At 60.6% G+C, this 21832-nt stretch carries 14 protein-coding genes and 1 pseudogene; 12 read left to right on the forward strand and 3 right to left on the reverse strand.

Translation table 11 applies throughout. The annotated features are described in order from the left end of the window. Positions 1-35 precede the first annotated feature (35 nt). Genes FDM28_RS17475 through moeA form a run of 9 tightly spaced genes read left to right on the forward strand, consistent with a single transcriptional unit; the run spans position 36 to position 11546 of the window. A complete protein-coding gene (locus FDM28_RS17475; protein WP_138517490.1) occupies positions 36-1706 on the forward strand; it encodes an OFA family MFS transporter in 1671 nt (556 codons plus the stop codon). Positions 1707-1733: 27 nt separating this feature from the next. Next, entirely contained in the window at positions 1734-3536 is a 1803-nt protein-coding gene (locus FDM28_RS17480; protein WP_138517492.1) for an NAD(P)H-dependent oxidoreductase subunit E, read from the forward strand. Next, positions 3537-6431, forward strand: coding sequence for a formate dehydrogenase subunit alpha (gene fdhF, locus FDM28_RS17485; RefSeq protein ID WP_138517494.1), 2895 nt, complete (start codon positions 3537-3539; stop codon positions 6429-6431). It abuts the gene before it with no gap. Between the two features lie 12 nt (positions 6432-6443). Continuing rightward, positions 6444-7310 carry a formate dehydrogenase accessory sulfurtransferase FdhD gene (locus FDM28_RS17490; protein WP_138517496.1) on the forward strand — a complete coding sequence of 289 codons (867 nt, stop codon included), beginning with the start codon at positions 6444-6446 and terminating at the stop codon, positions 7308-7310. Beyond that, positions 7307-8053, forward strand: coding sequence for an ABC transporter permease (locus tag FDM28_RS17495; protein WP_138517499.1), 747 nt, complete (start codon positions 7307-7309; stop codon positions 8051-8053). The genes FDM28_RS17490 and FDM28_RS17495 overlap by 4 nt, the downstream gene beginning before the upstream one ends. Then, positions 8050-8763 (forward strand): ATP-binding cassette domain-containing protein, encoded by a 714-nt coding sequence (locus tag FDM28_RS17500; protein WP_138517500.1) that lies wholly within the window; start codon positions 8050-8052, stop codon positions 8761-8763. The genes FDM28_RS17495 and FDM28_RS17500 overlap by 4 nt, the downstream gene beginning before the upstream one ends. Next, positions 8760-9587 carry an ABC transporter substrate-binding protein gene (locus tag FDM28_RS17505; protein ID WP_138517502.1) on the forward strand — a complete coding sequence of 276 codons (828 nt, stop codon included), beginning with the start codon at positions 8760-8762 and terminating at the stop codon, positions 9585-9587. Before FDM28_RS17500 ends, FDM28_RS17505 begins: the two co-directional genes overlap by 4 nt. Positions 9588-9597: 10 nt before the next feature. Beyond that, positions 9598-10281 (forward strand): molybdenum cofactor guanylyltransferase MobA, encoded by a 684-nt coding sequence (gene mobA, locus FDM28_RS17510; RefSeq protein WP_138517504.1) that lies wholly within the window; start codon positions 9598-9600, stop codon positions 10279-10281. After that, positions 10281-11546: a molybdopterin molybdotransferase MoeA gene (gene moeA, locus FDM28_RS17515; protein WP_138517506.1), complete on the forward strand. Its 1266-nt coding sequence runs from the start codon at positions 10281-10283 to the stop codon at positions 11544-11546. Before mobA ends, moeA begins: the two co-directional genes overlap by 1 nt. 645 nt (positions 11547-12191) lie before the next feature. Here the strand turns inward: moeA and FDM28_RS17805 are convergent. Then, positions 12192-13421 (reverse strand): type VI secretion system tube protein Hcp, encoded by a 1230-nt coding sequence (locus FDM28_RS17805; protein ID WP_206022009.1) that lies wholly within the window; start codon positions 13419-13421, stop codon positions 12192-12194. A 379-nt stretch (positions 13422-13800) separates the two neighbouring features. Between FDM28_RS17805 and FDM28_RS17525 the strand changes: the two genes are divergently transcribed. Both FDM28_RS17525 and FDM28_RS17530 read left to right on the forward strand, forming a co-directional pair. Continuing rightward, a complete protein-coding gene (locus tag FDM28_RS17525; protein ID WP_138517508.1) occupies positions 13801-16317 on the forward strand; it encodes an ABC transporter permease in 2517 nt (838 codons plus the stop codon). A gap of 70 nt (positions 16318-16387) precedes the next feature. Next, on the forward strand, positions 16388-16795 hold the full coding sequence (locus FDM28_RS17530; protein WP_138517510.1) for a group II truncated hemoglobin: 408 nt from the start codon (positions 16388-16390) through the stop codon (positions 16793-16795). A 25-nt stretch (positions 16796-16820) separates the two neighbouring features. Here the strand turns inward: FDM28_RS17530 and FDM28_RS17535 are convergent, their stop codons facing one another. Then, positions 16821-17465 (reverse strand): Smr/MutS family protein, encoded by a 645-nt coding sequence (locus FDM28_RS17535; protein ID WP_138517512.1) that lies wholly within the window; start codon positions 17463-17465, stop codon positions 16821-16823. A gap of 9 nt (positions 17466-17474) precedes the next feature. Beyond that, entirely contained in the window at positions 17475-18194 is a 720-nt protein-coding gene (gene radC / locus FDM28_RS17540; RefSeq protein WP_138517514.1) for a RadC family protein, read from the reverse strand. Positions 18195-19367: 1173 nt separating this feature from the next. On the opposite strand from radC, the pseudogene FDM28_RS17545 reads away from it, so the two are divergent. Further along, positions 19368-21356: pseudogene (locus tag FDM28_RS17545) on the forward strand (hypothetical protein); the annotation flags it as partial. Positions 21357-21832: the final 476 nt, after the last annotated feature.

Here is a 21832-nt window from a genome sequence, read left to right on the forward strand (position 1 = left end):
AGCCAGTGTTTTTATAAATCCTAAAAGGAGACTCAATGTCTGGACTACTTGATAAAGAACGGATCATTGCCGGCCCCGGCTTTAACCGCTGGCTGGTACCCCCCGCCGCCCTCGCCATTCACCTGTGCATCGGCATGGCCTACGGCTTCTCGGTGTTTTGGTTGCCCTTGTCCAAAGCCTTGGGCATTAAAGAAGCCATCAAATGCGGCCCGGATGTAGGTTTCTGGGGCCAGCTGTTCACCACCACCTGTGACTGGCAGATTTCCACCCTGGGCTGGATGTACACCTTGTTCTTCGTGTTGCTGGGCTCCAGCGCTGCCACCTGGGGCGGCTGGTTGGAGCGTGCCGGCCCCCGCAAGGCGGGCGTCGTGTCGGCCGTGTGCTGGTGCGGTGGCATGTTGATCTCGGCGATCGGCATCAAGACCCACCAGTTCTGGCTCATGATTCTGGGCTCCGGCGTCATCGGCGGTATTGGTCTGGGCTTGGGCTACATCTCTCCGGTGTCGACCCTGATCAAGTGGTTCCCGGACCGTCGCGGCATGGCGACCGGCATGGCCATCATGGGCTTTGGTGGTGGTGCCATGATCGGCTCCCCCTTGGCGGCTGACCTGATGAAGTACTTTGCCACCCCTACCGACGTGGGCGTGATGCAGACCTTTGTGGTGATGGCGCTGATCTACTTCGTGTTCATGATGGCTGGCGCCTTTGGCTACCGCGTGCCTGAAACCGGCTGGAAGCCTGCAGGCTGGACGCCTCCTCCTGCCCAAACCAGCAACGCCATGATCACCCAGAAGCACGTGCACGTGAAGAAGGTGTGGGGCATTCCCCAGTTCTGGCTCATCTGGATGGTGTTGTGCATGAACGTGAGCGCCGGTATCGGTGTGATCGGTATGGCATCTCCCATGTTGCAAGAAGTGTTCGGCGGCACCCTGATCGGTGTGCAGGCCAAATTCAGCGAGTTGGATGCCTTGGTCAAGTCGGCCGATGTTGCCCAAGTGGACGTGGCCAAAAAGCAAATGGCTGCCATCGCAGCCGTGGCTGCCGGCTTCACCGCCTTGTTGAGCCTGTTCAACATCGGTGGTCGTTTCTTCTGGGCCAGTCTGTCCGACAAGATGGGCCGCAAGGTCACCTACATCGTGTTCTTCGTGCTGGGTGGGCTGATGTACTTCAGCGTTCCCGGTAGCGCGGCAGCGGGCAGCATCGTGCTCTTTGTGGGCGCCTTCTGTGTGATTTTGAGTATGTACGGCGGCGGCTTTGCCACCGTGCCGGCGTACCTGGCTGACATTTTCGGTACCCAGATGGTGGGCGCGATCCACGGCCGCTTGCTGACCGCCTGGGCTACTGCCGGTGTGTTGGGCCCGGTGGTGGTGAACTACATGCGCGAGTACCAGCTGGGCTTGGGCTTGCCCCGTGAGCAGGTTTACAACCAGACCATGTACATCCTGGTGGGCATGCTGGTGGTGGGCTTGATCTGCAACTTGCTGGTGAAACCGCTCGACAACAAGTGGTTCATGACCGATGCCGAACTGGCCGAAGAGAAAAAGCTCGCCCACGAGCGCGCTGCAGCCTCTGAAGTCGGTGCCAGCACCGGCGGCGCAGACACCATTCCCGTCGGTGTTGTGGTGTTCGCCTGGTTGGCAGTGGGGTTGCCGCTGGCGTGGGGCGTGTACCGCACTCTGCAGAGCGTGGCCAAGTTCTTCGCTTAACTTTTCAAGAATATCAACAGGAACGCCATGACAGCATCCACCGTTGCTCCGCAGACCACCACAGTGGCATTGGCCACGGTGGACGACATGCGGGACCGCATCCGCCGCAAAAGCAAACTCAAAGGCCGCCAGGCCGATGATGCCTCGGTGGCAGAGGTCCGGGCTTTGATTGGCGCAGCGCCTCACCGGCGTGACCTGTTGATTGAACACCTGCACAAGCTCAACGACGCCTACCGCTGCCTGCACGACAGGCATCTGGTAGCCCTCGCCAAGGAAATGAACATTCCCATGGCCGAGGTGTTTGAGGTCGCCACCTTCTACCACCACTTCGAGGTGGTGCGAGGGGGCGAGTCCGTGCCTAAGTTGACGGTGCGGGTGTGCGATGGTTTGAGTTGTGAGATGGCCGGCGCCAAGGATTTGCTTGCGCGTCTGCCTTCAATCTTGGGTAATGACGATGTTCGCGTGATTCCGGCGCCCTGTATTGGCCGCTGCGAACAGGCGCCTGCTGCGGTGGTGCACCAGCACCCTGTGCCCCGGGCGACTGTGGAGTCGATTGAAAAACTGGTTAAACAGGCCCAAGGCGGCCACCCCTCTGCGCAAGCAGCTACAGAATTTATAGCGTCTGCCCATGCAGAACGCGCCGTGTCTCCGGAACCCCATGCGGTGGAAGTAGCCCCGGGCTACACCGGATACGACACCTACAAAGCAAACGGCGGCTACGCACTGGCCGCCGCCCTGAGCCAGGGCACCCAAGATGTCGAAACGGTCATCAAGGCCATGGAAGATTCCGGCCTGCGGGGTTTGGGCGGCGCCGGTTTTCCGGCCGGGCGCAAGTGGCGCATCGTGCGCGACCAGCCTGCCCCCCGCCTGATGGCCGTGAACATTGACGAGGGCGAGCCCGGCACGTTCAAAGACCGCACCTACCTCGAGCGTGACCCGCACCGTTTTTTGGAAGGTTTGTTGGTGGCGGCCCAAGTGGTCGGCACCACCGCCTGCTACATCTATCTGCGGGACGAATACCACGGCTGCCGTGCGATTCTGGAAACCGAGATCGCCAAGCTGCAGGCCAATCCGCCGTGCTCCTTGCCGGTCATTGAGCTGCGTCGTGGCGCGGGTGCCTATATTTGCGGTGAAGAGTCCGCCATGATCGAAAGCATTGAGGGCAAGCGCGGCGAGCCCCGCATGCGCCCGCCTTATATCGCCCAAGTGGGCCTGTTTGGCCGCCCCACGCTGGAGCACAACTTCGAGACCCTTTACTGGGTGCGCGACATTGTGGAAAAAGGCGCTTCCTGGTTCAGCAGTTTCGGCCGCAATGGTCGCAAGGGCCTGCGCTCCTTCAGCGTGAGCGGTCGCGTCAAGTTCCCGGGCGTGAAGCTGGCGCCTGCCGGCATATCGGTGGCGGAGTTGGTGGACGAATACTGCGGCGGCATGCTCGATGGGCACACGCTGTACGCCTATCTGCCGGGCGGCGCGTCCGGTGGCATTTTTCCGGCCAGCTTGTCGCATGTGCCTTTGGACTTTGACACTCTGCAGCCGCATGGCGGCTTTATCGGTTCGGCTGCGGTCATTGTGCTGAGCCAGCACGACAAGGCCCGCGATGCCGCCCTGAACATGATGCGATTTTTCGCCCACGAGAGCTGTGGGCAATGCACGCCCTGCCGCGTTGGCACGGCCAAGGCAGCGACACTGATGGAATCGCCCGTGTGGGACCACACCACACTGGAAGACCTCAACACGGTGATGACCGACGCCTCCATCTGCGGCTTGGGCCAGGCGGCCCCGAACCCGGTGCGCTGCGTCCAGAAATATTTTGCACACGAGGTGAGCTGAATGAACGCACCCGCCAAACATGTTGAAGTCACGCCCCAGGTGATTACGTTTCATCTGGATGGAAAACCCGTCGAAGCCTATGAGGGCGAATCGATTTTGAAAGCCGCGGAGCGTAGCGGTGTGTGCATTCCTCACCTTTGCTACAAGGATGGCCTGCGCGCCGATGGCAACTGCCGCGCCTGTGTGGTCGAAATCAAGGGCGAGCGCACGCTAGCCCCCAGCTGCTGCCGCAGTGCCACCGCGGGCATGGAAGTGCAGGCCCAGAGCGAACGCGCCGTCAAAAGCCAGAAGATGGTGCTGGAGATGCTGCTTTCCGACATGCCGGACGAGGGCTACAAGTGGAACGATTCGGCAGCAGCCACCCCTGATGCCTCGCAACAGCACGGCGAGTTGAGCGCCTGGGCTGCGCGCATGGATGTGTCTGTGCGCTCCGAACTCAAAGCCTTGCGCCGCGAGCAGCCCAAGGCGGACATCTCGCACCCTGCCATGGCCGTCAATCTGGATGCCTGCATCCAGTGCAACCGCTGTGTGCGCGCCTGCCGGGAAGAGCAGGTGAACGACGTGATCGGCTACGCCAATCGCGGCGCCCATGCCGAGATCGTGTTCGACCTGAACGACCCCATGGGCGACAGCACCTGCGTGGCCTGCGGCGAGTGCGTGCAAGCCTGCCCCACCGGTGCGTTGATGCCCAAATCCCACATCGGCACCCAGGTGGTCGATAAAAAGGTCGACTCGGTCTGCCCGTTCTGTGGCGTGGGCTGTTTGCTGACCTACAACGTCAAAGACGACGTCATCGTGAGTGTGGAAGGGCGCGATGGCCCGGCCAACCACAACCGCCTGTGCGTCAAGGGCCGCTTCGGCTTCGATTACGCGCACAGCCCCCAGCGGCTTACCGTGCCGCTGATCCGCAAGCCCGGCGTCGCCAAGGACCCGGAGCTGCTGAACAAGCTCAACCGCGATTCGTCAGATTGGTCCGAGGTCTTCCGCGAAGCCACGTGGGAAGAAGCCTTGGCCCTGTCCACCGGCAAGCTGCGCGGCCTGCGCGACACCTACGGTAACAAGGCGTTGGCCGGTTTCGGTTCTGCCAAGGGCAGCAACGAAGAAGCTTATTTGTTCCAGAAGCTGGTGCGCACCGGCTTCGGCAGCAACAACGTCGACCATTGCACACGCCTGTGCCACGCCTCCAGCGTGGCGGCGCTGCTCGAAGGCGTGGGCTCTGGCGCGGTGAGCAACCAGGTGAATGACGTGGAGCACTCGGACCTGATCTTTGTGATCGGCTCCAACCCCACGGCCAACCACCCGGTAGCAGCTACCTGGATGAAGAACGCGTCCAAAAAGGGCGCCAAGATCGTGTTGGCAGACCCGCGCATTACCGACATCGGCAAGCACGCCTGGCGAACCCTGCAGTTCAAGCCTGACACCGATGTGGCCATGCTCAATGCATTAATCCATGTGGTGATTGAAGAAGGCTTGGCAGACCAGGACTTCATCGCCAAGCGCGCCAGCAACTACGAGGCGCTGCGTGAAAACGTCAAGGGCTACAGCCCCGAAGCCATGGAGCCCATTTGCGGTGTGCCGGCGCAAACCCTGCGCGAAGTGGCTCGTGAATTTGCCAAGGCCAAGGGCGCCATGATTTTGTGGGGCATGGGTGTGAGCCAGCACGTGCACGGCACCGACAACGCGCGCTGCCTGATCGCGCTGGTCACCGTGACCGGCCAAATTGGCAAACCCGGCTCCGGTTTGCACCCGCTGCGCGGTCAGAACAACGTGCAGGGCGCATCCGATGCGGGCCTGATCCCCATGATGTTCCCCAACTACCAGCGCGTCACCAACAAGGCGGCCCACGCCTGGTTTGAAGATTTCTGGAATACCAAGCTCGACGACCAGCCCGGCTACACCGTGGTGGAAATCATGCACAAGGCCTTGGCCGATGACAGCGACCCCCACAAGGTGCGCGGCATGTACATCATGGGGGAGAACCCTGCCATGAGCGACCCCGACCTGAACCACGCCCGCCACGCACTGGCGTCCTTGGAGCACATGGTGGTGCAGGACATTTTCATGACCGAAACCGCCTGGCTGGCCGACGTGGTGTTGCCTGCGACCGCCTGGCCTGAAAAAGACGGCACTGTCAGCAACACCGACCGCATGGTGCAACTGGGCAAGAAGGCGGTGAACCCACCTGGCCAGGCCAAGCCTGACCTGTGGATCCTGCAGCAGATTGCCAAGGGCATGGGCCTGAACTGGAACTACACCGGCGAGAGCGATGGTGTGGCAGCGGTGTATGAAGAAATGCGCCAGGCCATGCATGCCGCTATCTCCGGCATCACCTGGGAGCGCCTGCAACGTGAATCCAGCGTGACCTACCCTTGCCTGAGCGCTGAGGACCCCGGCGCGCCCACGGTGTTTATCGACAAATTCGCGACTGATGACGGCCGTGTGCACCTGGTGCCTGCCGACATCATTCCGGCCAATGAGCGCCCGGATGCGGACTACCCCTTTGTGCTGATCACCGGCCGCCAGCTGGAACACTGGCACACCGGTAGCATGACGCGCCGCGCCACGGTGCTCGACGCGATCGAGCCCATGGCCACTGCCTCCATGTGCGGGGACGACTTGCAAGCCATGTCCCTGCAAGCGGGCGATGTGATCACCATCGCCTCGCGGCGCGGCAATGTGGCGCTGCATGTGCGGCGCGATGACGGTACGCCCCGCGGCGCGGTGTTTGTGCCCTTTGCCTACTACGAGGCTGCGGCCAACCTGATGACCAACGCGGCGCTGGACCCCTTCGGAAAAATTCCGGAGTTCAAGTACTGCGCAGTGGCCATTCGCCGGGGCGGCACGCCTGCCGCCATGAGCGGCTATGGCACCAACCCCGCGCCTGCGGTGGCCTGACACCGCGTTGGAATGCCTGCGATGACTGCCATCCCCTACCTCACCGAAGCGCGTGCGCCGCTGACGCACAGCATTGAGGTGGTGAACCAGCACGGCGAGCGGCAGTCGCTCGACATTCCTGCTGAGCGCCCGCTTACCGTGTATGTGGACAAGCGCGAGCTGGTCACCTTGATGACCTTGGGTGAGCGCCCCGAGTGGCTGGTGTTGGGTTACCTCATCAACCAGCGGCTGGTACCGGATGCTTCGGCCATCGATTCCATCACGGTCGATTGGGAGGTGGGCGCTGCGGCCGTTAAAACACGGGCTGGCATCGTGGATGTGGAAGCCAAAACTGCCAAGCGCGTGGTTACCACCGGGTGCGGGCAGGGGAGCTTGTTTGGCGAGGTCATGGCGCATATCGAAGGCATTGCCTTGCCGCCCACGGTGGTCACCCAAGCGCAGGTCTATGCCATCGTTAACACCATCCGCCTGCAGGACAGCACCTACAAGTCTGCCGGTTCGGTGCACGGCTGCGCGCTGTTTCGCGGCAGCGAGCGTTTGCTGTTCGTGGAGGACGTAGGTCGCCACAACGCCATCGACACCATTGCCGGCTGGATGGCTCTGCAAGCTCTGGCCTCGGAGCCGCTGGACGTGAATGGCCTGATTTTTTACACCACCGGTCGCCTCACCAGCGAGATGGTGATGAAGGCTGCCCAGATGGGCGTGGCCGTGGTCATCTCCCGCAGCGGCATGACGCAAATGGGCCACGCCGTGGCCACCGATCTCGGGCTGTGCGCCATCGGCCGTGCGCTGAACACCCGCTTCCTGTGCTTCAGCGGTGCGCACCGCTTGCAGCTGGAGCCGGCACCTGTGGCCGAACCTGCAGAGGCTGGCATTTGAGTTCTCTGGGCGAGAGCGGGCTGGCCGCTGTGCGGCTGATTGCCGATGCCGACCCGCTGCTGTGGTCTATTGTTTGGCGATCCCTGATCTTGAGCGCAGCCGCCAGTGCGCTGGCCTTTGTGCTGGGCACGATGCTGGGGGCCTGGCTGGCGGTGAGCCGCTTCACCGGCCGGGGCTTGGTGCTGGCAGTGCTCAACACCATGCTCTCACTGCCCTCGGTGGTGGTGGGCTTGGCGGTGTATCTGCTGCTGTCCCGCTCCGGGCCACTGGGCTTTTTGGGGTGGCTTTATTCCTTCAAAGCCATGTTGCTGGCGCAAACCGTGCTGGTCTTGCCCATTGTCATTGCGCTCGTGCGCCAGGTGGTGGAGGACGCCGATGCTGCCCATGGCGAGCAGTTGCGCTCGCTGGGCGCGAGCCCGCGCCTGCGCGGCTTGCTGCTGGCCTGGGATGAGCGCAGCGCGTTGTTGACCGTGGCCTTGGCTGCATTCGGGCGCGCCATTGCCGAGGTGGGCGCCGTCATGCTGGTAGGCGGCAATATGGACGGTTTCACCCGGGTGATGACCACCGCCATCGCGCTGGAAACCAGCAAGGGCGACTTGCCACTGGCCATGGGCTTGGGGCTGGTGCTGCTGGGTGTGGTCTTGCTGTTGCAGTTGCTGTTGGCCGGCCTGCGGGCCTGGCTGCAGAAGGTGGATGCGGCTCTGCCGGTAGCCGGCACGTCGTCCAGAGGGCCGCGCGCATGAGTGGAGCCCCTCTGATTCGCCTACAGGATGTGTCGGTGGCACTCACCCCGCGCCACGGAGCACCGCTGGCGCTGGAGGGGGTGAGTCTCCACATCCACGCTGGCGAGCGGGTGGCGCTGGTAGGGTCCAACGGCAGTGGCAAGTCCACGCTGTTGCGGGTTCTCCACGGTTTGCAGCAACCCGTGTCCGGCCAATTGCTACGCGACGCTGCCTTGCGCCAGGCCATGCTGTTCCAGCGCCCCGTGTTGCTGCGCTTGACGGTGCAAAACAATCTGGCGCTGGGCTTGTGGCTGCAAGGAACCCCGTGGCGGCAGGCCCGTCACCAGGCTTTGCAAGTGCTTCACGATACAGGGCTGGAGGATGTCGCCCAGCGGCGCGGCCGCCAGCTCTCGGTCGGCCAGACGCAGCGGGTGGCGCTGGCGCGGGCTTTGGCCCTGAAGCCGGAGCTGTTGTTGCTCGACGAGCCCACCGCCAGCCTGGACCCGCATTCCAAACGCTTGGTGGAGGCCACGGTGCAGGGCTTTGCGGGCACCATGGTGTTTGCCAGCCACAACCTCGGCCAGGTGAAGCGCCTGGCCACCCGGGTGGTCTACCTAGAGCAGGGTCGCCTGCTGGTGGACCTGCCGGTGCAGGCGTTTTTTGACCACGCGGTGTTGCAGGCCCATTCTGCAGACGCCGCCAATTTTGTAAAAGGAGAGGGAGTCGTATGAAACGTTTGATATCTTTTGGGGCTCTAGCGCCCGTCCGTTCTGCGTTAGCAGCTATTGTTTTGGTAGCGAGCGGCGCGCTGCACGCGCAGGTGTTGGTGATGGCGTCCACCACCTCCACCGAGCAATCCGGCTTGTTTGCCCACCTGTTGCCCGCCTTCAAGGCCGCCACCGGGGTGGATGTGAAAGTGGTCGCCGTGGGTACCGGCCAGGCCATCGATATGGGCCGCCGTGGTGACGCGGATGTGCTCTTCGTGCACGACCAGGTGGCTGAAGAAAAGCTGGTGCAAGAGGGGTTTGCCACCAAGCGCCTGCCCGTCATGTACAACGACTTTGTGCTGGTGGGGCCTGCAGCAGACACGGTGGGTGTGCGTGGCAAGGATATTCTGGCTGCGTTCAAAAAGCTCGCTGCATCGCCCGCGAGCTTTATCTCCCGCGGCGACCGTAGCGGCACCCATGCCGCCGAGCTGCGCTACTGGAAAGCCATAGGCACCGAGGTACCCAAGTTCGCCGGTTACCGCGAATGCGGTTGCGGCATGGGTCCAGCCTTGAATATTGCTGCGTCTACCGCAGGCTATGTACTCACCGATCGTGGCACTTGGCTCAACTTCAAGAACCGCGCCGATCTCGTGGTGCTGGTGGAGGGCGACAAGCAACTCTTCAACCAGTACGGTGTGTTGCCGGTCAACCCCGCCAAGCATCCGCACGTCAATACGACCGATGCGGCGAAATTTGTGGATTGGGTGACCTCGGCAGCCGGCCAAGGCGTCATCGCTGGCTACAAAATCGGGGGTGAGCAACTTTTCTTCCCGAATGCCAAAAACTGAGTCTGCCTCCATGGTCCACGCCTCCGCTTTGACGCTGTCAGACATCACCGCTCTGGTGCTTGCAGGCGGGCGCGGCATGCGCATGGGCGGGGTGGACAAAGGGCTGCAACCCTTGCATGGCGTGCCCATGGCCCAGCACGCCTTGCAGCGCCTGGCCACCCAGCAGGGTGGGCCATACGGTGAAGCTTTGGCGGGCGCCATCGTGAACGCCAACCGCAACCCCGAGATGTACCTCGCCATGGGTGAGGCCACCTTCGGCTCCGGGCGCGTGCAGGTAGTGCCGGACCGCGATACCGAGTTTGCCGGCCCGCTGGCAGGTTTTCAGGCTGGGCTGGACGTGTGTGCCACCCCGCTGATGCTCACGGTGCCGTGCGATAGCCCCTTGTTCCCGCTGGATTTGGCGCGGCGCCTGCTGGCCGCCCTGCTGCAAGCCGATGCCGATATGGCCGTGGTGATGGCCCCGGAAGCCGGCCGCGACGGGCAGGTGGTATTGCGCAGCCAGCCGGTGTTTAGCTTGATGCGCACCACCGTGGCCCCCAGCCTGCACGCCTTTCTGGCCAGCGGTGGCCGCAAGGTAGATGCCTGGACGGCCAGCTTGCGGTTGGTGCAAGTTCCTTTCGATGCGCCGGGTGATGACCCGCGTGCTTTTGCCAATGCCAACACGCTGGACGAACTGCGCCAGCTCGAATCCTGATGAAAACGCTGGACGATATTGCCCGCTCCCTGCAGGGGTACGACCCCCAGGCCCTGCGCATGGCCGATGCCAATACCTTTATCGACCACTTGGTGGCGCCCGTGCAGGGCACCGAGGTGCTGCCACTGCGCCAATGCTTGGGCCGGGTGCTGGCCGAGGATGTGATCTCCGGCATGGCCGTGCCCGCACACGACAACTCCGCCATGGACGGCTTTGCCTTCCCCGGCACCGTGCTGGCGGGCCAGACCACCCTCACCTTGCGCATGGCGGGCACCGCACTGGCTGGCAAGGCGTGGACCGGCAGCCTGAACCCCTGCGAATGCCTCAAGGTGATGACCGGCGCCATCCTGCCTGCCGGCCTGGACACCGTGGTGCCCCATGAGATGACCACGGTGGAGGGTGATCAGGTCCACATCCCCGCCGACCGCCTGCGTGCTGGCGACAACCGCCGCCTGCGTGGAGAAGACCTGCAGCTCGGTGGCGTGGCGCTATCAAAAGGGGAGCTGCTCGCGCCCGCATCCATGGGGCTGGCGGCCAGTTTGGGCCTGCAAACCTTGCCGGTGCTGCGCCGGTTGAAGGTGGCCTATCTGTCCACCGGGGACGAGGTCATGTCCCCCGGCGAGCCGCTGCGCGAGGGCGCCGTGTTTGACAGCAACCGCTACACCGTCACCAGCTTGCTGGAGCGCCTGGGCTGCGATGTGATAGAGCTGGGTGTGGTGCGCGACGAGCCCGTGGCACTTGAGGCTGCCTTCCGCAGCGCAGCCCAGCAGGCTGATGTGATCATCAGCAGCGGCGGCGTGAGCGTGGGCGAGGCCGATTTCACCAAGGGCATGATGGCCAAGCTGGGCGATGTGGCGTTCTGGCGCATTGCCATGCGGCCCGGCCGGCCCTTTGCGCTGGGCCGCATCGGCAACACCGTGCTGTTTGGCTTGCCGGGCAACCCTGTGGCGGTGATGGTGACTTTCCTGTCGCTGGTGCGCCCCGCGCTGCTCAAGATGATGGGGGCCACCCTCAAGCCCTTGCCTTTGTTGCAGGCCCACAGCCTGGAGCCCATGCGCAAAAAAGCCGGTCGTACCGAATACCAGCGCGGCATCGTCACCACCGGCCCTGACGGGCTGCTGCAGGTGCGCACTACCGGCAACCAAGGCTCGGGCGTGCTCAGCTCCATGGTGCAGGCCAACGGCCTTATCGTGCTGGGGCACGAGCAGGGCAATGTGGCGGTGGGTGATTTGGTCCGCGTGATGATGTTTGAAGGCGTGATTTAGTGCGGTTGCTTGTCGTCGCTGACCCGCATTCTGCGAGGTGTTCAGCAGGGTGTTCGTCGTGCTCAGTTGACGGCTATCGACACAAAGCGATCTCTGATCTGCTTGGATTCATGATCGGGAAGCGGACATTGACGGCCGGCTGCTTTCTCGTAGTCCATCGTCTCGTACACCAATTCACATTCACTAATAGTCACGAGCTTTACCCCCGAGCTTGACTGGTTAAGATATTAGATCGTTAATAAATTTCCTCAACGACGGCACCTACCTTTTTGATATCGTACCGTTACTCAAACACCAGTCAATTTTATTTTTTCTCCGAAATCGCCACAAGTTTGAAAGTAGTCAAAATTATTTCACATCGATGCAGTAAATGTTGTGGAGTCATCTCGAAATCTACAAAATGCGGTGCACTTTGGGAAAGTGCATATTTGAAAACCAGAAAACCCAAAAATTAGGCTTTAGGGAAGAATAAATCTCCCATCTCCCATCTCCCATCTCTCGTTTATTGAATATCCATAGGATCAAATCACCAGAAAATAAACTCTGATCATGGATAAATCGATTTTTCGAAGATGGTGTAAGGGTGAAAATGATAAGTGCTAAAAATCAGGAGCCTAAACTCCTGATTTTTGGTGCCTGCGAACGCTAGATGCAGTTTGCTTTGCGGCGCTTCAGAACACCGCCAATCAAACCAAGCCCAACCAGCAACATGGCGTAAGTTTCAGGTTCTGGCACTGGTGTGATCGGTGGCAGACTCACCGCTAGCGCAACTGCAGATGGAGAAAGGTTTCCATTCCCAAAATCAGCTATGTTTTTCGCTAGGCTTGCGGACGCCGCTTTATTCTCCAAGATATTCCACGCAAACGAAGTTGACTGCCCTCTGGTTCCGTCGTCTTTAATATCCCACGCTGTCTGAGAAAATGCACCGAACACGAGAGATTCTCTGATTTCGGTGCCTGTCGAATCGCTCGAAAGTGCAAAGGACTTCAAGAAAACATCAGTCATCGCCATCTGCATGAAGGTCACCGGTCCTGCGACACCAGAAGTCACGAATTCAAGCGTGGCTCCGGAAAAAGACTTTCCTTTAGCTAGACGAGTCAAGGCCGCCGGAATACTTCCGTCAAGATCCTGTGTCCATTCAATGCCGCTAGCCACTGTTTTTCCAGTTACTAATCCAGCAGCCCTCGAAATACTATTTGGCGTAGTAAAACTAAACTGTGCCGTATTCAACTTAATCCAGTTTTCGTAACCTGTAGCATTGCTATCACCTGCAATAACATCTCCGGAGTTCCCGCCTAGTCGCAAATAAATGCTGGTTTCTCCATTTAAAGCTGCATCGGTTTTCGGGTCCTTGGAAGGTGGCTGCAACCGTTTATCTAGTCCGGTAAATGTGCCTGTCCCAAGATTGAGTTGAGTCGTTACGACAGGATTAAGAGCTTTTACACCGCTATTTGGTTTATAGGACAGCGTTATGTCATCGAACTTCACCGAGCCTGTAACACCAGTCCCACTGGTACTTATGCTGCCTAACAAGAATTTTTGTGCGGAAAGTGAAAGAGCCGCCCCCGTCTCAGAGTCATTGGATGTAAAGGTTCCAGCGAAGGCCTTTCCAGTAAATTGGTTGGACAGCAAGGTGGGGACGTTTGGCCCGTACTTTTGAGTCCAAGTCAAATCGTCAAAAACAACTTTCCCGGCATACATCCTCGATGGCTCTACGGCAATGGTTTGTGTTACACCCCACGTAAAACTGTCAACCTTGGTTGAACCCCCTGGCAATGTCAAAGTGAGGTTCGCTTGCGCGAATGATGGTGCTGCCCAGAGAGTTAATGCCGCTAATACTGTGGTATTAAGAATTTTTTGATGAATTTTTATCATTTAGGCGCCCTTTGAGTTAATGCGAGTCCAATTTAGACGTGCTTAGGGGATAGGGCAATAGTCCGAATGAATGAATTTCCCCGATTTTCAGGTGGCGATACACCCGCATTTTCGAGTAGCAAATAGGATGTCGGCCGTGTAAATGAGATTTACTGGCGGTCAAATCATTTGCTTTCTGCGAGTGACCGACGCGTGCTTGGCGGTCGTTCAGTCATGCTACAGGCGTGGCTTCTCAGAAGCTAGCAATTACCTTTGTGCAGCACGTCAAAGTTGGGTGCACCCAGAAATTCACATATTCAATGCGCCCAGCCGCAGCCAGCACTAGGTAAACCCGGCCCGCATTGTTTGTGGCCTTTTGCAAGCTGCTAAGGTTGCGGGCATGAATCTCTCTTTCTGGCGCCTGGGCTGGCGCACCCTTTGGCGCGACGTGCGCTCCGGCGAGCTGCGTTTGTTGATTTTGGCCGTCACCTTGGCGGTGGCTGCACTTACTGCCGTGGGCTTTTTTGCCGACCGCTTGCAGGGCGGCTTGCAGCGCGATGCCCGCCAGCTCCTGGGCGGCGATGCCGTGATTTCCAGCGACAACCCGCCGCCCCCAGCCTTTGAGGAGCGCGCGCGTGCGCTGGGCCTGCAGGTGGTGCACACCCTGGGCTTTCCCACCATGGCCCGCGCCAGTGACGCGCAGGGCGGGGCGGCCAAGCTGGTGGCACTCAAAACCGTGGAGGCCGGCTACCCCCTGCGCGGCACGCTGCGCATCAGCACCGGCCCCGATACGCCTGACACCCCTACGCGCGACATCCCCGCCCCCGGCCAGGCGTGGGTGGATGCCGCCTTGCTCGACGCCATTGGCATCCAGGTGGGTGATGCGGTGTTGCTGGGCGATGTGCAGCTCAAGGTGGGCGCCATTCTGGTCATCGAGCCCGACCGGGGCGGTGGCTTCATGAACTTTGCCCCCCGCGTCATGCTCAACCAGACGGACATTGCCGCCACCGGGCTCATCCAGCCCGCCAGTCGCCTGAATTACCGCATGGCGGTGGCCGGCCCGGAAGCCGCCATCAAAACCTATGTGCAGTGGGCGGATGCCCAGGTCAAAGGGGGCGTGCGCGGTGTGCGGGTGGAGTCGCTGCAAAGCGGCCGGCCTGAAATGAGCCAGACGCTGGACCGCGCCAACAAATTCCTGAGCTTGGTGGCCCTGCTGGCCGCTTTGCTGAGCGCAGTAGCCGTGTCCCTGGCCGCACGTGCTTTTGCGGCCAACCACCTGGACGACTGCGCCATGCTGCGCGTGCTGGGCCTCTCGCAGCGCACCATCGCGAGTGCCTATGCGTTTGAGTTCGCGCTGGTCGGCCTGTTTGCCAGCGCTTTAGGCGTGGCTCTGGGCTTTGGGGTGCACTACCTCTTCGTGGCTTTGTTGGCGGGGCTGGTAGACAGTGCACTGCCCGCCGCCTCGCTCTGGCCGGTGGCGCTGGGCTTGGGCATGGGCCTCACGCTGCTCATGGCCTTTGGCCTGCCGCCTGTGTTGCAGCTGGCCCAGGTGCCAGCGCTGCGCGTGATCCGCCGCGATGTGGGCAACCTGCGCCCCGCGTCCTTGGGGGTGCTGGCGATTGGCGTGGCCGGTTTTGCCGCGCTTTTGCTCACCGTGAGCAGCGATTTGACGCTGGGCCTGATCGCCGTGGGCGGCTTCGCAGCGGCCGTGCTGGTGTTTGCAGGCCTGAGCTGGCTGGCGGTGAAGCTGCTGCGCCGCAGCGTGAACGAGACCACCGCCCCCCGCTGGTTGGTGCTGGCCACGCGCCAGGTGTCGGCCCGCCCCGCCTACACGGTGGTGCAGGTGAGCGCCTTGTCCGTGGGGCTGTTGGCCTTGGTGCTGCTGGTGCTCCTGCGCACCGACCTCATCAGCAGCTGGCGCAAAGCCACGCCGCCGGATGCGCCCAATCGCTTTGTCATCAACGTGATGCCTGAGCAGTCCGAAGCCTTCCAGAAAGCGCTGACCACCCAAGGCGTGACCAAGTTCGACTGGTACCCTATGATTCGCGGCCGGTTGGTGGCAGTGAACAACAAACCGGTATCCCCCGACGATTACACCGAGGATCGCGCCAAGCGCCTGGTGGACCGCGAGTTCAACCTCTCGCACAGCGCCAAGAACCCGCCGCACAACCTGATTGTGGGCGGCCAATGGACCGAGGAAGAGGCCGGTGCCATCAGCGTGGAAGAGGGCATTGCCAAGACTTTGAACCTGAAGCTGGGCGACAGCATGCGCTTTGACATCGGTGGGGTGCAGACTGAGGCCAAGATCACGTCGCTCCGCAAGGTGGACTGGGGCTCCATGCGCGCCAACTTCTTTGTGATGTTCCCGGTGAGCACCCTCAAGGACGTGCCCAGCACCTACATGGGTGCCTTCAAGGCGCCGGAGACCAAGGGCTTCGACAACGCCTTGGTGCGCCAATTCCCCAACATCACCAATGTGGACATGACCAGCACCATCAACCAAGTGCAGCGCGTGCTGGACCAAGTGATCCGTGCGGTGGAGTTTTTGTTCGGCTTCACATTGGCCGCAGGCTTGGTGGTGCTGTTTGCCGCAGTGACTGCCACCCGTGAAGACCGCGCGCGCGAGTTCGCCATCATGCGGGCCGTGGGCGCGGGCAGCAGCTTGCTGCGCCAAGTGCAGCGCACCGAGCTGGCGGGCGTGGGCTTGCTGGCGGGCTTTTTGGCCTCCATCGTGGCGGCGGCCGTGGGCTGGGCGCTGGCGCGCTATGTGTTTGAGTTCGACTGGACGGTGCAACTCTGGGTGCCGCTGGCTGGCGCCGTGGCCGGTGCTGTGCTGGCACTGGCCGCCGGCTGGTGGGGCCTGCGCGACGTGCTGCGTCGCCCGGTGGTCGAAACCCTGCGCCGAGCTACGAGCTAATTTGCTATGTTTTTGATAGCTGCTAGCGCAAGCGCTATGAGCGCTAGCGGCACTTTTTGTTTGTATTGCTATGTCTGACCCAGATTCCTCCAGCTCGCCCTCCACTCCGTTTGAATGGATTGGCGGCGAGCCCGTCATCCGCCAGATGGTGGACCGCTTTTATGACCTGATGGACCTCGAGCCCGACTACGCCGCCCTGCGTGCCAGCCATGGCAGTACCTTGGACAAGGCGCGCGACCACCTGTTCTGGTTTTTGTGTGGCTGGATGGGCGGGCCGGACTACTTTGTAGAGCGCTTCGGCCACCCGCGCCTGCGCGCGCGGCACATGCCGTTCAAGATCGGTATTCTGGAGCGGGATCAGTGGCTGGCGTGCATGGACCAGGCCATGGGTGACATGGGCATAGACCCCGTGCTGCGCGAGCGCCTCAAAACCTCGTTTTTTCAGACCGCAGACTGGATGCGCAACGTCGGGGCCTAGGCCCGGCTCTAATGCTGCGTGGGGCTCAGGCCCGGTTCTGCGGCTGCAGCAGCACCACCAGCGCGCCCGCGCCACCCTGTGCGGGCTGCGCCTGCACAAAGGCCACCACCTCGGCCTTTTGCACCAGCCACTTGTGCACTTTTTCCTTGAGCACCGGCGCCTTGCCGGGCGAGCCCAGGCCTTTGCCGTGGACCACCCGCACACAGCGTATGCCGTTGCGGTGCGATTCGCGGATGAAGGCGCCCAGTGCTTCGCGCGCCTCGTCGCTGCGAAAACCGTGCAGGTCAATTTGCTTCTGGATGGCCCACTTGCCTTTGCGCAGCTTTTGTGTCACGTCCGTGCCCACGCCGGGGCGGCGAAAGCTCAGGTGCTCATCGGTGTCCAGCAGGGTGGTGACATCGATTTCGTCACTCAGCGCCTCTTGCAGCGCGGCGGCGTCATCCAGCATCTGTTGCTTGGGGATGGGTTTGGGTGGCTCGGGCGCCAGCTTGGCGCGTTGCGGCGGCTCCAGCGGCTTCACTTTGCCGATTGCCGCCTGAAACAGGTTGCTGGCGGCGGCTTTGCGCTTGGCCTCCAGCGCCTTTTGGGCGGCCAGCGCGGCTTCGCGGGCGGCTTGGGCTTCGATTTCTTTTTTGACCAGCTTCAGGTCGGAAAGGGCGTTGATCTTCATGTCTGCCCTTTAAATGAGTCCTGCCTCGGCCATGGACAGTGCCTGGCCGGGTCCTACGATGATGTGGTCCAACACCCGCACATCGACCAGTGCGAGCGCGGCTTTGAGTGTTTGGGTCAGCGCCTCGTCGGCCCGGCTCGGCTGCACGCTGCCGCTGGGGTGGTTGTGCGCCAGCACCACGGCGGCTGCACTGTGGTGCAGCGCACGGATCACCACCTCGCGCGGGTACACGCTGGTTTGCGTGAGCGTGCCGCGAAACAGCTCTTCCATTGCCAGCAGCTTGTTTTGGCTGTCCAGGAAAAGCACCGCAAACACTTCATGCCCCTTGGCGGCGAGGTGCAGTTGCAGATAGTGCTTCACGGCCTGCGGGTCGGCAAAGACCTCGCGCTCTTGCAGGCGCTGGGCCATGGCGCGGCGGGCGAGTTCGAGCACCGCCACGATCTCGGCTCGCTTGGCAGGCCCGAGGCCTTTGACGCGCTTCAGGTCGTCGGCGGTGGCATGCAACAAGCCGGCTATGCCTCCAAACCCGCCCTGGCCCTCGTCCGCTCTGCGTGAGGCGCTATCTTTTTTGAGTTGCAGCAGCTCCTCGGCCATCTGCAACACGCCTTTGCCCGCAATGCCGGTGCGCAGCAAAATGGCAAGCAACTCCGCATCGCTGAGCGCCCCGGGGCCGCGCGCAAGCAACTTCTCACGCGGTTGGGCTTCCAGGGGGAGGTCTTTGAGGGGCATGGATTAGGGTGTCGAGTTCGATGTATTGGTAGTTTCAGCCCTAGGCCTGCAATATGCGTCGTTGGGTGGTGTCTTGGGTTGGCTGTGTTGGCAAAGTGCACCAGTCCGTTCTTTCAACCATTGCACGAGGCTCAACACCCGTAGCCTATCTAAAAATAGTTCATTTCCTCGTAATCCCCGCAAATTGGGATCGCGATGACAGTGTGCCTCACCCGACAGCTCTAGCTTTAACGGATAGCTGCCCCTCTTCTTGGGTGTACGCGGCGCTAGCCGTGAGAAGTCATAGGGGGCCGGGTACAGGCCGAATATCCCGTAAGTCCCAGAGGGAACCAGTCTGAGGAACCAGTAGCAGTCCGAAACCTTCATAAAAAACTCTATCCGTATGGCCTATATGCGGACGCGGCAGTACGCCCTAAAGTGGCCGAATCTGTCACCGTCAACAAGAGCAATAAAAAACCCATGCATATGAAACGACTCTCCGCCATACCGCCCTTACCACCGGGTTGAAGCATGGGCTTCATGGTATGCCGCCGCGCTAGCACTCAGCACTCAGCACTTAGCCCAAACACGTTTGCTATTTTTTAGATAGCTGCCTGCACAATGAATTCAGGGGCTGCAGTCACCTTTTGCATAAATTTTTTGAGATCCTCCATGAAACACCATAGCCACACAACCCGTCTGGTCGCACGCCGCCTGCCTTTGTGCATTGCCATCACAGCAGCACTGGCCGGGGGCTTTGCGCCCCAAGCGGGAGCGGCCATCAAGACCTGGGACGGTGGTGCGGGGGATGACAACTGGATGACGCAAACGAAGCGCGGCAACACCTACCAATCCAATTGGAGCTCCAGCAACCCCAAAGTTAAAAGCCCCCTCTTGATCGCCTCGGGCGACTTGTTGGTATTTGCTGGTACCAATGGCCTGAACAACACCAACGACTACACCGACCTTTCGGTTAGCAGCATCACCTTTGCCGCTAGCGCAGGTCCTTTCACCCTCAGCGGCAACACGCTCACATTGAGTAGCGGGTCAGGTTCTGCAATTACGAACAGCAGTAGCAGCGGGCAAACGTTCAACATGGGTATCACGTTGGGCGGCACCAGCCTGTGGCAGGGTGGCAGCGGCGGTCTCACGTTTAACGGCCCGGTGCCCGTCAAAGACGCCAACTTGACGCTAATGGGCGGCGTGACAATCAACAATCAGAGCCAAAACCTCCTTGTAGGCGACACCGGCACAGGTAACTTGAGCATTCAAGGCGGCAGTGTGGTGAGTGATGAATTGGGCTTTATTGGCAACAACATCGGCAGTATCGGCACCGTCAAGGTCACCGGCGCAGGGTCGCAGTGGAACAACTCGGCTGAGGTCTATGTTGGCGCCTCCGGCACTGGAGCCCTGAACATCGAAAACGGTGGTGTTGTGAGCAACCGTAATGGCCTTGTTGGCTTCTTTTCGGGCAGCAACGGTACTGTCAAGGTCATCGGCCCAGACTCGCAATGGAACAACGATGGTGGACTCCTGGTTGGCATTGACGGCACGGGCACCCTAAACATCGAAAATGGGGGTGTGGTGAGCAACCACGGCGGCTTTGTTGGCAACTACGCAGGCGGCAACGGCACCGTCAAGGTAATTGGCCCAGGCTCGCAATGGAACAACTCCTCTAGCCTGTACATTGGCGACCACGGTACGGGAACCTTGAACATCGAAAACGCGGGAAGTGTGAGCAGTTACGCCGGTGTTATTGGCCTCGCGTTGGGGAGCAACGGCACCGTCAAAGTCACTGGCGCAGGCACGCAATGGAACACCGCTGCTGACCTTTACGTTGGTTATCTCGGTACAGGCACGCTGAACATCGAGATCGGTGGTGTGGTGAGTAATTCCTCTGGCTATGTTGGTTACAACGCAGGCAGCGCCGGCACCGCCAAGGTCACCGGCGTTGGCTCGCAATGGAACAACTCTGCTGACCTCTACGTTGGCAATTCCGGCACCGGTAGCTTGAACATTGAAAACGGTGGACTGGGCAAAAACATCAATGGCTTTGTTGGTTACAACGCAGGCAGCACCGGCACCGCCAAGGTCACCGGCGTTGGCTCGCAATGGAACAACTCTGATGGCCTCTTTGTTGGATATTCCGGTACCGGCACCCTGAATATCGAAAACGGTGGTGCTGTCCAAACCACCGTGGGCTATATAGGTGAGCTAGCGGGCGGCAGCGGAACCGTCAATGTCATGGGCCCTGACTCGCAATGGAATATTGCTTCTAGCTTGTATGTTGGCAACAACGGCGCTGGCACCTTGAACATCGAAAACGGGGGTGTGGTCAAAAGCATCCTAGGCAGCGTCGGCGGGAGCACCGGCATCGTTAAGGTTACTGGCGCTGGTTCGCAGTGGAGTAACTCTGCAGTACTCTACGTTGGCGACCACGGCCTCGGCACCCTGAACATCGAAAAGGGTGGGGTGGTGAGCAGTAGCGTTGGCATTGTTGGCATTGTTGGCAGGAACCCAGGAAGCAGGGGCACCGTCAGGGTCACAGGTACTGGCTCGCAGTGGAATAACGTCACGCTCATCGTTGGTGAGTCCGGCCTGGCATTTCTTGACATTCAAAACGGAGGTGTTGTAAGCAATACTTTGGGCATTGTTGGTCGGGGCGATGTAAACGACGTCCTCGGCACTGGCTTCGTCAGGGTTACAGGTGCCGGCTCACAGTGGAATAACTCCGAGGACCTCTACGTTGGCAATTTGGGCTACGGCACCTTGACTATCGACAACGGTGGTGTGGTGAGCAACCGCAATGGTTTGGTTGGCTTGGTTGCAGGCAGCGCCGGCACCGCCAAGGTCACCGGCGTTGGCTCGCAATGGAACAACTCTGCTGACCTCTACGTTGGCAATTCCGGCACCGGTAGCTTGAACATCGAAAACGGGGGTGTGGTCAAAAGCATCCTAGGCAGCGTCGGCGGGAGCAACGGCATCGTCAAGGTCACAGGCGCTGGCTCACAGTGGAATAACTCTGAGGACCTCTACGTTGGCAATTTTGGCCATGGCACCTTGACTATCGACGACGGTGGTGTGGTGAATAACCAAAGCGGCAGTGTTGGCTACAACGCAGGAAGTAACGCCACCGTCATGGTGACAGGCACTGGCTCGCAGTGGAATAACTCTGCTGACCTCTTTGTTGGCCGCAATGGGACTGGCACCCTCAATATTCTGGATTCAGGCAAAGTGACCGCGCAAGCATTGACGATCGGCACCAAAGGCACAGTCAATCTAGATGGTGGAACCTTACAAATAGCCAGCATAAACATTGCAACAGGTGGCGTATTCGACTGGATCAAGGGCACGCTCAGCTACTCCGGCGATGCCACCCTGGGAACCGGCCTGCTCAAGAAAACAATGGAACTAAACGACGGCCAAACATTGGCTGTACAAAATACGCTTATCGTTGGTGCTGGGCGCACGCTGGTGTTAGATGGTGGTCAGTTCGCCGCTAAAACCTTGGAATTGAATAGCGGCAATATAGGGCGGATTCAACCGGTCGTCGCAACACCGGGTTACGCGACAGATTTTAGATACTCGTTCAGCGCTTCTGCTGGTGTCTTCCAATTCAACGTTTTGCGTGGCCTGTTGTTCAAGGTCAGTGCAACGGC

Source organism: Rhodoferax bucti (genome assembly GCF_005876985.1).
Classification (GTDB): domain Bacteria; phylum Pseudomonadota; class Gammaproteobacteria; order Burkholderiales; family Burkholderiaceae_C; genus Allorhodoferax; species Allorhodoferax bucti.